Genomic DNA, 14,769 nt, shown 5'->3' on the forward strand with positions numbered 1-14,769 from the left:
TTGTGTGTTGGCGTTGCTCGCGACAGCGATAGATCAGGCGACCCGATAGCCCGGCCGAATAATCTTCATGCTCAGCCCACAGGTCAGAACAAACGGCACGACAATCGCGATAACCATGCCGATGACAAAGCTTGAGATGTACTGCGGAATGATCGAGATAAAACCAGGCAAGCCGCCGACCCCGATGGCCGAGGCCTGGACCTTGTTCAGCGCGAGGAAAATGCTGCCCAGCGCCGAGCCCAGCAGCGCGGCATAGAACGGAAACTTGAAGCGCAGGTTGACGCCAAACATCGCCGGTTCAGTGATGCCGAAATAAGCGGAAATCGCCGAGGTCGAAGCCATGCTTTTGTCCCGCGCATTGCGACTCATGTAGAACACCGCGAGCGCCGCACTGCCCTGGGCCAGGTTGGACATGACGATCATTGGCCAGATAAAAGTGCCGCCTTGGGTGGAGATCAGTTGCAGGTCGACGGCGAGGAACATGTGGTGCATGCCGGTGATCACCAACGGCGCATACAGCAGGCCGAAAATCGCCCCGCCAAGCATGGGTGCCAGGTCGAACAACGTGACCACGCCTTCGGTGATCAGGATGCCCAGGTGGCGCGTTACCGGGCCGATGATCGCCAGGGCCAGCACACCGGTGACGACGATGGTGGTAATCGGCACCACCAGCAATTGAATGGCATTCGGCACTCGTGCCCGCAGCCATTTTTCAATCACGCTCATGACATAGGCAGCCATCAGGATCGGCAGGATTTGCCCCTGGTAGCCGACCTTTTCGATCTGGAACCAGCCGAAGATATCGAAGTACGGCAGGCTCTGGCCGTCGAGACCGGCGACCGCCTTGCCGTAGTTCCAGGCGTTGAGCAAGTCCGGGTGCACCAGCATCAGGCCGAGGACAATGCCAAGGATTTCACTGCCGCCAAACCGCTTGGCCGCCGACCACCCCACCAACGCTGGCAGGAACACGAACGAGGTGTTGGCCATCAGGTTGATCAGGCTCCACAGGCCATCCAGGTTCGGATAGGCCTCCAGCAGCGTCTGGCCTTCGATGAACATGCCCTTGGCGCCCATCAGGTTGTTCACACCCATCAACAGGCCGGCAATGATCAGGGCCGGCAGGATCGGCATGAACACATCGGAGAACACCCGCACCAGTTGTTGCATGGGGTTGGTTTTGTCACCGCCGGCTTTTTTCACGTCAGCAATGGTAGAAGCGGCAAGGCCTGTCTGTTCGCGCAAGGCGGCATAGACCTTTTCCACTTCTCCCGGGCCGATCACGATCTGGAACAGGCCGCCGGTAAAAAACGAGCCCTTGACCAGGTCGATCTGACTCAGCTCAGCATTCTTGACCAGGCTCGGGTCCTTGAGAGCCAGGCGCAGACGGGTCACGCAGTGGGCTGCTTGCTCAAGGTTGTCGCTGCCGCCGAGGCTCTGGAGAATCTCGCGGGCAATGTTCGGGTAGTCGTGGCTCATGCTTGTTCTTCCACTTTAGATTCTTGTTATTGGCAGCACGCCGAGGGCAAAAGTACTCGTACAGACGAGTTAAAGCAACAACTCGTCTGTACGACTTACAATTTGTTTGTTTCCTGTAGGAGCAAGCTTGCTCGCGAAGAACCTGATGGCACTGCCGGGCATCAGGTTTTCCGCATCATCGTTAACAACCTTCGCGAGCAAGCTCGCTCCTACAGAAGGCACGAATATCCAAGGGTCCAATGGACAAACCCTACCGCTGCCACTAAGGTTCCTGCCTTGATCGCAACCGTGGCACAGAGCCCTTCCCCATGAGCAAATACAACCAGATCTATACCGATCTGCTTGCCAGCATCACCACTGAACGGCTGCAACGCGGCACGCGCCTTCCCTCCGAAACCGAACTGATGGACGCCTACCAAGCCAGCCGTGGCACCGTGCGCCGTGCCATCGAACAGTTGCAGGAGCGCGGTTTTGCGCAAAAGATCCATGGCAAGGGCACCTTTGTGCTGTCGCCCAACCCCATCGAATTCCAGTTGGGCGGGATCGTCAGCTTTCTCGAGACCCATGGCGATCTTGGGGATGACGTGCGCACCGAAGTGGTGGAGTTCAGCCAGTTCCCCCTTGGAGGTTCACTGCTGGAACATATCGAAGCCGAGCCCGGCAGCCTGATTACCCGGATCAAGCGGGTAAGGCGCATTGGTGGCAAACGGGTAATCCTCGACATCAACCACTTCGTCGCCGACCTGATCCCGGGGCTGGACCAGGCTATTGCCGAGCAGTCGATCTACGCGTTTATCGAGCAGACCCTGCAACTGCAAATCAGCTACGCCCAACGCACCATCGAGGCCCTGCCCCGAGGCAAGGACGACCAGGCACACCTGGACCTCGACGGCCAGAGCCATGTGATCGTGGTGAGCAACCAGACGTTTTTGCAGGATGGGCGGCAGTTCGAGTACACCGAGTCGCGGCATACGCTGGATAAGTTTTACTTTTCGGATATTGCGCGGCGGTGAGGGCGAGGGCATGTTTGCAGGCAATACTCCTGAACTGCCAGACCAAAAAACCAAAAAGCCCGCAATTACGCGGGCTCCAGGGCATTTCTTGCTAGATCGTGCCGGACAATGCCGGACGCCCGATCATTCCCACTCTATTATCAATAATGGCCAGATATTCCTGTATTATTGAGCTCTAACGGCACTATATTTTAAAATACCATAGAGAATACCATCACAGACACCGCCATATCGGTTAAAGCAGCGTATACCTAGCACCCAAGCCAGCAAGCCCAGGAAATGCAGTTCTCCGTCCGGCCTCAAGAAATGCAATCCAGGCGCGGTTGGGCTTATGACACCTTCGCCACATTTGCGTGCTGAGCAGTGCTGATCCTTTCGGCCAAATGTGAAGGAATAAACAGTCCGATGCTGGACTCAAGGTGACTACGAGATTGGATGGGAGCCAGTTATATGCGTCATCCGACGCCGGGGCACCAGCGCTTCGACAATTAGACCGAGCTGAACCGCCCTGCATCATTTGGAGTCTCGTAACGCGGACGGGCACAGCGTGTACCGCAATGAAGAAATCACCCGTGTACGAGCTATCAAAGCGGTGATGTTCGACTAGGTCTCAATCCGCAGCGCCTTTCCCACACGCCTGCGGAAAACCAACGAAAAAATCACCATCTACGTCATTCCGCAGCCCGAAAATCGAGTGGCCCGAGGAATATTAAGGTGCGATCGTCCACACTCTCAAGGCTATTCGTTGGTACCCAAACCTCCCGAGAGCATGATGCTGAAGCGCATCAGCACTGATCCGTTCCTGATGGATTTACGATTCCACGACTTACGCCATGAAGCCACCTCGCGCCTGGCGGAAATATTCCCACTGCATGAGCTCACAAAGATCACGGGGCACCAGGACACTCGGATGCTGATTCGCTACTACCACCCAAAAATAGAAGACCTTGCAAGGAAGCTGAGCTGAAACCATTCAAAGCAAAAGCCCAAATCCCTTCCATTCAGCCGAAACGCACCCTAGTATCGAGATATAGACCGCTGCGCGAACCTCAAGAAAAATTCGTGCCATACCGAATCAGATAACGGACTCTTCAGTACTCAAATGCTCAAGTCATTTTCAGTTGAAAACTACCGATCCTTTTCGCGACGACAAGATATTGAATTGCGTCCATTAACGCTTTTCTTTGGCTGGAATAGTGGAGGAAAAAGCGCATTACTCCGATTTTTACCGCTAGTCGCGGAGTCGCTTAGAACTGGTAGCTCACCCATCTGGCTAGGGGGGGAGGTCGGACGCCAAGCGACATGGCCATCCCTAGTGTCCAAAGCAACGGGTCGAGACGCTCTATCTTTTTCGCTTAGCTGGGCAGAACCTCAAGAACTCACTGCGGAATGGAAGATCAAAGGTGATCTCCAAGGCCGCTGGCAGGAAATAGAATCCCTAGTAATTGACGGGGAAATAAATGATCCATCAGCTCGTAAATGGCTAGGGCTTCTGCCTGAGAAAAAAAATGGAGTACCACTTCCTGATGGCCTAACAAAAGTCCGCGACAATCTGCTTGAGATCAGAGATCAAGTACAGTGGATAGGTGGAGTTCGTAGTCGAATTCCCAGAGCTACAATTTCCAGTGGTGATGCACAGCCTCTTATAAACCCGAATGGGTCTGACGCGGTTGAACATCTAGTGTCAGCACAATTGAAAAGCACCGCAAACCCAGTTCTAGAGGCGACAAATAGTTTCTTTAATGAATTAAATGAACAACTTATTCTAGATAACCCGGCTGACGGCATATGGCGCGTCATTGTTCAACCAACTGGCAGCCCACATGTCCGAGTAGACTTGTGCGATACAGGCGAGGGCTACTCACAAGTTCTGCCAGTTCTAGTCGCACTTGCCCGCGCACGCACGGGCGGCCCAAAAATATTATGCTTAGAACAACCTGAACTACACTTACATACGCGCGCTCAGGCGGAGCTAGCAAGACAACTAATAACCACGGTGAAAAGTTCTAACAGACCACAAATTCTCGTCGAGACTCACTCCGAAGTACTACTAACAAGCATACAACTAGCAATTGCCAAAGGAGAAATCGCTCCAGAGCTTGTTCGCGTTTATTGGATTGAGTCTCTCCAAGATGGAACCAGCGACGCAATTCCTGTAGACTTTAACGAAAAAGGTCAAGCAGAAAACTCGACTTTGAGCGGAGCCTTTGCAGAGGCCGTACAACTCGGTCAAGACCTTATCACTATGCAACTTTCTGCAGTTAAATCATGATAGTCATATTATCAGATGGTGTAATCGATACCGCATCAAAAACAGCGGATGTTATCAAACTACATAAATTATTTGGATTTGCAGCAGAGGGAAGGCACGTTCTCATTGCAGCCTCTACCGACGAGGCTTCTCGTTGGCTAGATACTCTTGACTCTCCAACATGCGCCATCTACCAAAAGGCTCTACAGCTGTCGATTAGGTCATCTTCAACTCTTTCTACAAATACCGCCACGGTTCGCATAACACTTGCTGATACCCCTGCTAACTGGGATATATTTTCAGCAACTTTAAACATAAACGACGCGCTAAATCTACTTCAAGAACCACTTGGCATTCTGCTGGAAAATGCTAACAACGATTGGCATTTTTTGAGACGTATCATTCGCAGTTCAGAAAGGGTAAAGCTACAACGCGCCATAGACGCTCGCTGGGCGGAACCACTTCACGGTGGAGGTAGTGACTTAACCCAGCGCATCGCCGAGAGAGCGGGGTTAGTTACAAAAAGACTTAGAACTTTTGTGCTCTTTGATAGTGACCGTCGTCATCCAGACGAATTAAGTCCTGATTGGGCGCCTCAAGCTCCAGAGGCGTGTCAAGGATTTACTACCGAAAAAGTTGTAAACGAAGCTGCAATTGGTGGTTACTGGAGACTCAACAGACGGTTTATAGAGTCTTATATGCCAAAGCAAGAGATGACTCAAGTAGCGGCATTAAATATTGAAACTGTAGAAGCATTTTTTCGCCTAAGCAGGCAAGAACAATCGCATTTCAATATTAAAAAAGGATTCAAAGATGATGCGAAAGTTGAGAACGCGCATCGCGCAAAAAATCTATATGCCAACGTGAGCCCAGAGGACAAAGAACTACTTCATAATGGTCTCGGCAGAAAGGTAGCAGATCGGTACAGTGCCTCAGAGGCAATAGAGTTTGACTGGGATCACGATGCACGACAAGAAGCATTACGCGCCGTGCCACAGCTAATGCGTTTGCTATAAGTGAGATATTTATGTCAGAAGGCTTAACCGCTCTCGCATCAGAGAACTTGAACCCTAGCCTGCGCAGCTTGCTAGAAGATGTTCAAAAAGGGCACATCCGGGTGCCGCGCTTTCAACGACCATTCGTATGGATGGATTCGCAACGCTTAGATCTTCTTCGATCTATTCGCGACAACATGCCCATTGGGAGCCTACTCGTTTGGCGAACAGTAAAATTCAAACTAGCCTCCTTTGGGAATGTAGGCCCTCACATCATCCCCTCTATTATTGACATTGCACCCGCAACAGGATGGCAGTACCTCTTAGATGGTCACCAGCGGGTTTCAACATTATTAGGCCTTCTACTTCAGCCACTCCAGCCAAGCGAGTTTAGCGACAATCAGGATGGTGAAAGCATTGATTGGGATATTCAATATAACTTACTAGAAAACGACTTTGTTTTCCGACGCAAAGCAGACCGAGGCAGAACCAAACAGCCCCTGCTCCCCCTATGGACGTTGCTAGATGGACGGTTGGTAAACAAACACATGCGGGACCTTCGAAAGCGAGCCGAACATGAAGGGTGGACAGATCAAGACTTAGATGAATGGGAAGAGCGTGCGGATCAACTTTCATATCGTTTTCAGCAGTGCCGCGTTCCCATCGTAGTAATGGTTTCCGACGATCTCGAACTTGCTGCGAGAACGTTTCAACGCATTAACAGCCTCGGAACTCCGATGGGTGAAGCACATCTTGTTGCTGCCCTAACCTGGAGAGATGATTTTGACTTGAGAGACCAAATCTCCCAGAGACGTCGCGATCTACCTGCAGGGTGGCGACATATCGATGAGGGGCTATATCTACAAGTCTGCAAAGGGCTTACAGGCTTAGACGTCACGAAAGCAGGACAAACCGAGCTCGTAAAAAAACTATCCGAAGATGCATCACTTCTCGATAGAGCAAGCAACTCTATCAAGCAAATAATAGACTGGTTGGCTAATGATATCGGTGTATCGCATGACGACCTTCAACCATACATACTCCAAATTGTAATTCTTGCGAGCATACTTGATAAATTAGCACTAGCCAACATACCTAAACCCCAGTTCGAATTATGGCTTTGGAGAACAAGCTGGTCGGAAGTATTCGCAACCGCAGCGTATCGAGATGTGCGCTTCGAAACAGAAGCTCTCGAAAACTTGGTAAAGAACAATACAAACATGTCATGGACTAGAGAGTCCAAGCTACCAGACCGATTCGACTTTAGGTCTGCTCGAGTCCGCCTTTTCACACTTAGACTTGCAAATCAAAAAAACCTCACCGACGCATCAGGCCAAATCACATCTGGAAGAAAGCTTTTAACGGAACATGGTCGAGATGCACTAGTGCGAATATTTACAACACCTAAGGGGGCAACACCCTCCTTGAAAAAATTGATTCAAGGACCAGGAAATCGCTTCTTGCTAGCCCCCGAAACCGACGCTTTTTTTCGAGAAAGGCTTAAATATGGGCCGGACTACTCTGAGGATGCATTAGCCGCTCACTTTATTGACTACCACAGCCTTCAATCACTCCGCTCAGGTGATTTGGAAAGCTTTCTAAAACATAGGGCTACCGCAATGGAAAATTGGGATCATGATGAATGGGCTTCTTACGTTGCCCGGTCTGAGGACTAACCCAATGGTTCGGGTATAAATGTAATTATATTTACTTCACCGGCCCTACTGCAGATGTATCGCTTTTGAGAAAATCACTCATGCGATTCATTCTACGGGGGGCCTTCTGAAATCCCCCATAATACCCATATTGCAATACTACAAGAGGTGGAAAATTTAAACCCATTCAGCACCTGAGGAGTGCTCGCCGGACATGACGAAAACAATACGCAATTCCCCCAGTTGCCCACCATCAAACAGTCCAGCATGGAACATAGTCGCCGCTTATATCGGTCGCTCACGGTAACGGTTCACCATGATTTCGTCATGAGATTTGTCGCGCAAAAACCCTCCAGGGACGAATCCAACTCCGCATACAATAAACCCTTTAACGCTAATAATTAACTCGACCCGTAAACAACCTTGCTCATAAGCAACCTCACTTCTCCTTGTAGCTCACGAAACTCCACCATCATGGCGTCAACGTCTATCGGGCGTGCGCCTTGTCCGCGCTTTTCTGCGAGCCACAATTTCAGCAGCCCCGCGACCCGCCCAAGGTCGCCATTCACCTTGGCCAAATCCCCTACAGCGGTGAGGTCTACGACAGACCTTATTGGCGTGTTCATACCAACGGCCAACAGATAGGCCGATAGCGACAGGCCCGTTTGATCGGCGCGCTCTTGGATGGCGGCGCGTTCCTCTACAGACACCCAAACTTTTATGGGTGGCAGCTCCCGGCGGGGCCGAGCTTTTTGCTCTGGTTCCATGCTGTTTCCTTTCTGCTTTTGAGTCGCGGCAGCGACGGTATGCCTCGCAGAGCAAGACTGTCCGTTGAGCCGAAGGCGAATAAGGCAGGTGGTGGAGGTCCTAGCTGCGTAGCAGCGTAGGCCTACAACACACATCTTGCCATACTGTTGTAAGCGATTTAATGCGATTTAAAACTAAAAACTCATCAATCGCTTTGAATTTCGCTAAATCGCATACAGTCGCATTGAATTGCCTAGAGTTGCCTTAAACTTCCTTGAGCTGCATACAATCGCGCTAAATTTCATTAATTTTAGCTGCGCAGTTATTGTATGTTTCCCTAGGCTTTTATCCGTGCTAAAACCAATAGGAACAAACGGAGAAAGTCGATGCAAAGTAATAGTCTAAAGCCTATCAAAAGAAGAGCTGGCCGTGCTGAGTTCTTCTCGATCAGGAAGGAGTTAGAAACGAAAATACTGCTCGGCCACCCCCTTACTCGGCTCTACACCGAATACGCTGATCGATTTAGCTTTGGATATGTGCAGTTCACACGTTACGTCGCTCGCTATTGCAAGCAATCGCGTTCATTTATCATGACAGGCTCGCATTGGAGACAAAAATGATAAATGGATGGAGATTATTAATAACAGTTTTTACTTTGCTTTTTACATGGCAGAACGCCTTTGCTATCTACTGCACAAACTGCTCTACATTCTATCAACAGATGTTCGAGTACGCAGAAGCAGTCAATACGGCGTTGAACACTGCAGAGCAGCTTTCGACACAAGTTCAGCAATACAACAATATGGTCACGCAGGGGACTCCGTTGCCAAACAGCATGTTTGGCCGGATCACCCAAGACATGCAGCGTGTAACAAGCATCTACAACAGGGCGCAGTCATTAGGCCGCAATGTGGCGAATCTCGATTCGCAATTCAATACACAGTTTCCCGGGTATGAGGCGTATTTGCAGAAATTTCTCCAGTCGAGCAGTAAGGCGACTGACGTAATGCCGGATCGCTACGAAAAATGGTCGGCGCAAGGCTTTGATAACGCAAAAAGAGCTATGCAGGCAGCAGGCATGAATACCAGCACATTTGAGACGGAAGATGCACACTTGGAACAACTGGTGAACCGTTCGCAGTCATCATCGGGTCGGATGCAGGCCATCCAAGCTGGGAACGAGATTGCCGCTTCAAACGTGCAGCAGCTTCAGAAACTGCGCGACTTGGTGGCGACTCAAATTACCCTGCAGGGCAATTACATAGCCCAAGAAACCGCGCGTCAGTCGGTCGGCGACGCCGCCTCCGAGCAATTCAACAAGCGCCCAAATACTCGCGGCGGCGCGAAGGGGTACTGACTATGAGGTTCTCTAAATGGCTTCTTATTGTGCTGTGTGTAGCATCTGGACTTGGAGGGGCAGCTCTGGTCGGCATCATATGTTCCATCTCTAATGACCGCATAGTGGTTACCGAAAAGATCAACCAGTCTGATGCCGCCGACAAACAATTCAATGAGCGCCCGAACAGTCGCGGTGGCGCCAAGGGGTACTGACATGCGCGTACCTATGATTGCTGGCTGCAGCGGACTATTTCTCATGCTGCTTGCAGGGAGTGCAGCTGCAGGAGTCGATCTAGCCCAAAGCGACACCTCAATGCAGGGCTTGCTGGACATGATTCTTGAGGCTTCTAACGAATGGGCCCCTCGCCTTCATGGCTATGCGGTGAACCTATTTTGGAGTCTGGCACTCATCCAGTTTGTGTGGACATTCTTCCCGATGGTATTCAAACAAGTCGACTTCGGCGAGCTAGTTGGCGAGCTAATCCGCTTCATCATGGTCATCGGTTTTTTCCTGATCCTGCTCGATCACTCAACGGAGTGGGCAAGCGCGGTTGTGAACAGTTTCCGACAAGCTGGGGCACATGCAGCAGGCTTGCCAAGCCCTGAGCTAATGCCAGGAGATATGTTTGCGACGGCGGTCGAGTTTTCTCGTGCCATCCTGACCGGAGTGAGCGTTTTCAACCCTTCGCAGAGTATCGTCGTTGCCTTGGCTGCCATCCTCGTTCTGATGGCTTTTGCTTTCATCGCGGCATTCATTTTTGTGACATTGGTCGAGGCTTATGTCGTTATCAACGCCTCTGTTCTATTCATGGCTTTCGGCGCATCGCAGTGGACACGGGAATACACGATGGCTGTTATTCGCTACGCAGTTTCCGTGGGTGCCAAGCTATTTATGGTGACGTTGATAGTCGGCTTGATTCTGACTGTCGCGAAGAAGTGGCAGGTTGCTTATACCAATGACGAAGCCTCTCTGATGACCTTGGTGGGGTTATCGCTGGTATGCGCCTACCTGACCAAGACCATTCCCGAACTGATCGCGGGCATGATTAGCGGCGTTTCTTCGGGTGGCGGCGGTGCGATTGGCGGCATGGCCGCGGCTGGTGTAGCTGGTGCAGCAGCCGCGGCGGCTACCATTGCCACGGCAGGCGCAGCAGCTCCGGCAGCGGCCAGAGCAATCGGTGCGAGTGGTAGTGGTAGTGGTAGTGGCGCAGGTGTAGCGGCCGCGCCCGGGGGTATTGGCACCGGAGGTCTGGCCAGCGCAATCAACTCTAGCTTTGCCGGTGGTGGTGGTACAGCCAGCACTGGCGCTAGTACCTCGGGCCTCGGGTCCAGCACTGGCGGTAGTTCTGCCGCTAAATCAGCCGGAGCTAAAGTCGGCGGTAGCGCCTCTAGTGGCCCTAGCGGCGGCAGCCCACTGCCGCAGCCAAGCCAAGGCGTGCAGCAGGCAGCCAAAAAGGTGGCGAAAGCTGCGCTAGGCAACGGCGACGATTCCAAGGGCAAAGCCGCCGCGCAGCCGCAGACGAATCCACAAGAGGATCAGGGCGGCAGTAGTTTGCAATCGACCTTGCAAGCCTCTCAGCAGTACGCAGGAGGTGCGCAAGACAATAGTGGAGGGTTGTCTGCCCATAACGTGGCATCAGCCGCAACCCGAGCAGTTGGACTCATGGCCGCTATGTCTGTGCCCGGTATGGAGGGGACCGCAGGAATTTCGCTGGGCGCCGGTACTCCACAAGCTGTTCCTAGCTCAGGTGGTGACAACGTGGACCACGGAGAAGGAAGGGAGCCTGCAAACGTAATACATGGAGCTGACTTGGCCACAGCTGCAGAAACTGAAAGCGGCACCAAAGAAGCGGCTCCGTCGCCTAAGACTCAATCACCGGGTGAACAATCATGATTGCAGACATTCTGTTTGGCTTTTTCATGCTGGGTAGCTTCTTCGTTCTTGGTGTAGGTTTCTGGGCGCTTGGACGACTTCTGCGAGCCAAAGGGCATGGCCCTTTACTAGATACGCTTGACGGACGTTACATCCGCCTACACGCGGAGGTGCAGCTGGGGATGGTACCTGTGGGGATAAAGACATTTTCCGACTTGGGCGATCTTCATCTGTTGCCATTCTTTGGTTCCAGACGTCAACGCAAGCACCTCGACGAAATCCGGCTGGACCTGCTTGCTGAACAGCAGAGGCTCAACGAATCCAAGCATTGATGACATGCCCCGCTTTGCGGGGCTTTTTATTCCCGTCTATTACACACCACCAAGACTCTCTAGACCATCTTATGCGAAGCCCGAGCCAGAAAGTGCGCCCTTGCATTGCCAATGAAATCACTGAATAGATCGAGAGCTCGTCCAGTGTGTTACGTAATAGTCGGTGCTGGCTGCTTGGCTGCTTGGCTGCTTGGCTGCTTGGCTGCCAAATTACCTGAAATCGCTCACATGCTCTCTTTTTGGTGTCCGTCGTTGCTCTCTACGATCTGTCTGGTGGCAGACCTGCCGGAATCTGGTTCGATGATATGGATGTGCGCTACGACGGCCGCAGTCGATCTCAAGCAACAGTTTGTGAGCGTAGGGAACGCTTTTTCATATCAGAGAGGGCAGGTGCTTAGAGGACGGACACTGCCAAAGCAAAATAGGCTTTAAGAGATTTAATAGATTTAAATAAAGATTTAGGAAGAAAAACGGTTTTATTACCCATTGATTTCAATCACTTACAACAATATGCAGTCCCTGATAGACGGTGATGCGCCCCCTAATAGACGGTGGATCAGCCCCTAATGGACGGTGAATGGCCCCCAATAGACGGTCTATCCACAGGAGTACACATTCAAACGGAAAAATGGCCATATCCGGGCCTTTAGTGTTCTGGAGTACCGTCTATTAGGGACCTTATTTCAGTATTTTCTTATCTGATCGACGCATCATTACAAGCTGCGGCCCACTCAGGCCAACTTCTTCCACCAAGCCGTACTCGGGTAAATCATCTGTTGCGATGACCTTGCGCAGGTTCTCCGAGAACTTTTTGAGCGTCCCGGTGCTGCCGCTACGCGCATATAGAGTTTTAAATGCCCACTTTGCATCGTCTTTACCTGCGGCACGGCGCGCCAATCGGTAGACAAAACGCCCTATTCCCGATTCGATCAGGAAATAATCAGGGTGCACTGTCAGAATGTCCGGCTTTGCCCCCGAAGTGACTTCCCGATATATCCAGTTAGGTGCCTCAATCTCGACACTGGCCACCTTGCCGGTGTCGGTACGCGAAATTACGCGATAGTGGCTAATCAATCCCTCGGACTCTACCTCCCGCATGCTGCGCTTACCGTTTCGTGGGGAGCTTTCCCGCACGCTTTTGATAGTCGTACCTTTGAGGCGATCTAGAGCACCCTCGACTTCTTTAAATTGGCGGCTTCCGTCGCCCTTCCGGCAGAATTTCAAAATGTCAGACACGTGCGATTTGAACACACGACACGGCTTCTCACCCTTCCCTTCTCGGTAGCGATTCATAGCCTCTGTTAGATAAGAAATCAGCATTAGCACGATGTCATAATCCCAAATTGACGCCATGCCATATGGGCCAGCTGTGACCTCGACGTAACCGTCTGAAAGGTTGTAGCGGCTGATTTCTCCCGCCCTTTTTTTCTGCTTGGATATTCGGAACACAGCCACATCCATCATGCTGCGGCTATCGCGGGCGCTTACTTTGTACCGCGAAGGTACAACGGAATCAGCCTGCCTTTCGTGTTCACGCGGGCAAGGTATCGCCTTTTTAGCTGCAACTGGCGACCTCGGCGTTGGCAGATCCTGGCGTGGAGGCCTCTTTTTTTCTTCGGTACGCAGTCGCTCCTCTATTTCCCTAATCGACTCGCCCGGAAGTGCTGCGGCCTCCAGCTTCTTGCGGTACGCGGCGTGATTTTCTTCGATCCGTGACAACAGACTGCCAACTAGAAGTTGCCCATGGCCGCCGCTAGTCAAGGGATTGGCCCAGCATATGACGCGATGCATGCCAACAGCTCATCCCGCAATCAAGTTCAGATCCATCTACAACCGGCAGCAGAAAACTCAGCACAAGCGGTTCATTCCCGGACACCGCCAGTACATCAATCGCCACGGCTAAACCCCCATTCCTGGGCGAATAGCGTGAGTGCCCGACGATTTGCGCGCGTCAATCCATTCTTCGATTTCAGTCAGATCCCACGCAACGTTCCGACTGGTTAGTGCGATACGGCGCGGGAACTCGCCCCGCTGCTCCATGTTGTAGATGGTGCGCTCAGCAAGCGGGATCATCGCGTGCAATTTCTTGCGGTTGATGAGCGTCTTACTCTTTGGCTTGTTCTCCATGAGGTCACTTTCCTTCAGAGTTATCAGATGCTTGACAATGCCTTCTAACGCCAGAATCAGGACGCAAAAAAGTTAGAATTTAGTTGTCATCCAGAGCTATCATCGGGCGATGGGAAAATATGAAAAAGCGTCGAGCACATACGATCCGCTTCTGAAAGTGCTGGTTAGAGAAAGCGATACATCGTCTGATCGCATCCGTGCGAAGTTGAGCAACCACTACGAGTGGTGCTTCTGCGAGCTATGCTGGCGATCTACCGAATATGCGATCAGCATGGCGGCGCCAAAGGTCTTCAAGCGTCTAAAACGCGGAAATATCAAAGCAGTGCCGCTAACAGAATCTATTCGTACAGAAGCCCGGAAAAAAACCGATACCTTGGTGGCTCGCTATGAACGAGCATTGAAGGGAGAGTTCGGCAAGTACGAACCCCCGCGCATGCTGGGGAGATACTGCGACATGCAGGAGTTGCGCGGGGACTTTTCGGTCGCAGCATTCCGTGAGCATGTGGAGCGCCGAATGCTGGTTTCTACTTGGGCACGCCACGGCGAATTACTGCGGCCTTCAGCCCTACCGGCCCATCCCGAGGGCGCAGCGAGACCGAGTAAACTCTACTGTGAAGTTCACAATCCGCGGCGCAGCGATGAAGCTCGCCGCGCTTACCAGCGCGACCGGAGGTTCACACTAGAGTATGAGGATTTAATTGAAAAAATCTGGTCCCAAGGAGCTGCCGTCCTCCCTAGGTGGGATATCGAGACATGGGCAGAAGTCAGGAAAAATGCCTATAACCAGCTCCAGGCACTCAAGTCACCAACAAGCTCAATGGATGATTTGTTAAACCAAGGCATTACGAATCAAGCTGAAATCGCCCGCCAACTTGGCGTATCACGCCAAGCAGTTTCTGCCGCCATCAAGCGACGGGGGCGAAAACAGGCAATGAGATAAAAACGACCGAAGCTCTAACTTG

At 51.8% G+C, this 14,769-nt stretch carries 14 protein-coding genes; 10 read left to right on the top strand and 4 right to left on the bottom strand.

Annotated elements, in window-relative coordinates; all coding sequences use genetic code 11:
• Positions 1–33: 33 nt before the first annotated feature.
• The gene (treP, locus tag GIR22_RS11915) at positions 34–1,476 is read right to left on the bottom strand and encodes a PTS system trehalose-specific EIIBC component (protein WP_154743521.1); all 1,443 of its coding nucleotides are present in this window, start codon (positions 1,474–1,476) and stop codon (positions 34–36) included.
• Positions 1,477–1,784: 308 nt separating this feature from the next.
• Here treP and treR point away from each other — a divergent pair, with 308 nt between their 5' ends.
• The 5 genes from treR to GIR22_RS11940 all read left to right on the top strand — a co-directional run bounded on the left by treR (position 1,785) and on the right by GIR22_RS11940 (position 7,411).
• Complete coding sequence (treR, locus tag GIR22_RS11920; RefSeq protein ID WP_154743522.1) at positions 1,785–2,489, top strand: trehalose operon repressor; 705 nt, start codon at positions 1,785–1,787, stop codon at positions 2,487–2,489.
• Positions 2,490–3,261: 772 nt separating this feature from the next.
• Positions 3,262–3,456: a tyrosine-type recombinase/integrase gene (locus GIR22_RS11925; RefSeq protein ID WP_246208263.1), complete on the top strand. Its 195-nt coding sequence runs from the start codon at positions 3,262–3,264 to the stop codon at positions 3,454–3,456.
• 135 nt (positions 3,457–3,591) lie between these two features.
• Complete coding sequence (locus GIR22_RS11930; protein ID WP_154743523.1) at positions 3,592–4,761, top strand: AAA family ATPase; 1,170 nt, start codon at positions 3,592–3,594, stop codon at positions 4,759–4,761.
• Entirely contained in the window at positions 4,758–5,756 is a 999-nt protein-coding gene (locus GIR22_RS11935) for a hypothetical protein (protein WP_154743524.1), read from the top strand. Before GIR22_RS11930 ends, GIR22_RS11935 begins: the two co-directional genes overlap by 4 nt.
• 11 nt (positions 5,757–5,767) lie before the next feature.
• The gene (locus GIR22_RS11940; RefSeq protein WP_154743525.1) at positions 5,768–7,411 is read left to right on the top strand and encodes a DUF262 domain-containing protein; all 1,644 of its coding nucleotides are present in this window, start codon (positions 5,768–5,770) and stop codon (positions 7,409–7,411) included.
• Positions 7,412–7,791: 380 nt separating this feature from the next.
• On the opposite strand, the gene GIR22_RS11945 is transcribed toward GIR22_RS11940, so the two are convergent.
• Positions 7,792–8,157: a plasmid mobilization protein gene (locus tag GIR22_RS11945; RefSeq protein WP_154743526.1), complete on the bottom strand. Its 366-nt coding sequence runs from the start codon at positions 8,155–8,157 to the stop codon at positions 7,792–7,794.
• A 366-nt stretch (positions 8,158–8,523) separates the two neighbouring features.
• On the opposite strand from GIR22_RS11945, the gene GIR22_RS26760 reads away from it, so the two are divergent.
• The 4 genes from GIR22_RS26760 (at position 8,524) to GIR22_RS11960 (ending at position 11,680) form a co-directional block, all read left to right on the top strand.
• The gene (locus GIR22_RS26760) at positions 8,524–8,757 is read left to right on the top strand and encodes a TraK family protein (RefSeq protein WP_003443306.1); all 234 of its coding nucleotides are present in this window, start codon (positions 8,524–8,526) and stop codon (positions 8,755–8,757) included.
• Positions 8,754–9,494 carry a P-type conjugative transfer protein TrbJ gene (gene trbJ, locus GIR22_RS11950; protein ID WP_003443308.1) on the top strand — a complete coding sequence of 247 codons (741 nt, stop codon included), beginning with the start codon at positions 8,754–8,756 and terminating at the stop codon, positions 9,492–9,494. The genes GIR22_RS26760 and trbJ overlap by 4 nt, the downstream gene beginning before the upstream one ends.
• 195 nt (positions 9,495–9,689) lie before the next feature.
• Positions 9,690–11,369 carry a P-type conjugative transfer protein TrbL gene (gene trbL / locus GIR22_RS11955; protein WP_154743527.1) on the top strand — a complete coding sequence of 560 codons (1,680 nt, stop codon included), beginning with the start codon at positions 9,690–9,692 and terminating at the stop codon, positions 11,367–11,369.
• The gene (locus GIR22_RS11960; RefSeq protein WP_047282256.1) at positions 11,366–11,680 is read left to right on the top strand and encodes a hypothetical protein; all 315 of its coding nucleotides are present in this window, start codon (positions 11,366–11,368) and stop codon (positions 11,678–11,680) included. The genes trbL and GIR22_RS11960 overlap by 4 nt, the downstream gene beginning before the upstream one ends.
• Before the next feature lie 678 nt (positions 11,681–12,358).
• Here GIR22_RS11960 and GIR22_RS11965 read toward each other — a convergent pair.
• Complete coding sequence (locus GIR22_RS11965) at positions 12,359–13,471, bottom strand: replication initiator protein A (protein ID WP_154743528.1); 1,113 nt, start codon at positions 13,469–13,471, stop codon at positions 12,359–12,361.
• A 108-nt stretch (positions 13,472–13,579) separates the two neighbouring features.
• The gene (locus GIR22_RS11970; protein WP_003443325.1) at positions 13,580–13,807 is read right to left on the bottom strand and encodes a helix-turn-helix transcriptional regulator; all 228 of its coding nucleotides are present in this window, start codon (positions 13,805–13,807) and stop codon (positions 13,580–13,582) included.
• A 109-nt stretch (positions 13,808–13,916) separates the two neighbouring features.
• Between GIR22_RS11970 and GIR22_RS11975 the strand changes: the two genes are divergently transcribed.
• Positions 13,917–14,747 (top strand): helix-turn-helix domain-containing protein, encoded by an 831-nt coding sequence (locus tag GIR22_RS11975; protein ID WP_003443326.1) that lies wholly within the window; start codon positions 13,917–13,919, stop codon positions 14,745–14,747.
• Positions 14,748–14,769: the final 22 nt, after the last annotated feature.

The sequence above is a fragment of the Pseudomonas karstica genome (assembly GCF_009707515.1).
In the GTDB taxonomy this organism is placed as follows: domain Bacteria; phylum Pseudomonadota; class Gammaproteobacteria; order Pseudomonadales; family Pseudomonadaceae; genus Aquipseudomonas; species Aquipseudomonas karstica.

What these genes read in the sequence shown, in the direction of transcription:
- trbL (WP_154743527.1), top strand. Translation starts at nt 9,690, where the DNA reads ATGCGCGTACCTATGATTGCTGGCTGCAGCGGACTATTTCTCATGCTG.
- GIR22_RS11970 (WP_003443325.1), bottom strand. Translation starts at nt 13,807, where the DNA reads ATGGAGAACAAGCCAAAGAGTAAGACGCTCATCAACCGCAAGAAATTG.
- GIR22_RS11925 (WP_246208263.1), top strand. Translation starts at nt 3,262, where the DNA reads ATGCTGAAGCGCATCAGCACTGATCCGTTCCTGATGGATTTACGATTC.
- GIR22_RS11945 (WP_154743526.1), bottom strand. Translation starts at nt 8,157, where the DNA reads ATGGAACCAGAGCAAAAAGCTCGGCCCCGCCGGGAGCTGCCACCCATA.
- GIR22_RS11935 (WP_154743524.1), top strand. Translation starts at nt 4,758, where the DNA reads ATGATAGTCATATTATCAGATGGTGTAATCGATACCGCATCAAAAACA.
- GIR22_RS11940 (WP_154743525.1), top strand. Translation starts at nt 5,768, where the DNA reads ATGTCAGAAGGCTTAACCGCTCTCGCATCAGAGAACTTGAACCCTAGC.
- GIR22_RS11930 (WP_154743523.1), top strand. Translation starts at nt 3,592, where the DNA reads ATGCTCAAGTCATTTTCAGTTGAAAACTACCGATCCTTTTCGCGACGA.
- trbJ (WP_003443308.1), top strand. Translation starts at nt 8,754, where the DNA reads ATGATAAATGGATGGAGATTATTAATAACAGTTTTTACTTTGCTTTTT.
- treP (WP_154743521.1), bottom strand. Translation starts at nt 1,476, where the DNA reads ATGAGCCACGACTACCCGAACATTGCCCGCGAGATTCTCCAGAGCCTC.
- GIR22_RS11975 (WP_003443326.1), top strand. Translation starts at nt 13,917, where the DNA reads ATGGGAAAATATGAAAAAGCGTCGAGCACATACGATCCGCTTCTGAAA.
- GIR22_RS11965 (WP_154743528.1), bottom strand. Translation starts at nt 13,471, where the DNA reads ATGCATCGCGTCATATGCTGGGCCAATCCCTTGACTAGCGGCGGCCAT.
- GIR22_RS26760 (WP_003443306.1), top strand. Translation starts at nt 8,524, where the DNA reads ATGCAAAGTAATAGTCTAAAGCCTATCAAAAGAAGAGCTGGCCGTGCT.
- GIR22_RS11960 (WP_047282256.1), top strand. Translation starts at nt 11,366, where the DNA reads ATGATTGCAGACATTCTGTTTGGCTTTTTCATGCTGGGTAGCTTCTTC.
- treR (WP_154743522.1), top strand. Translation starts at nt 1,785, where the DNA reads ATGAGCAAATACAACCAGATCTATACCGATCTGCTTGCCAGCATCACC.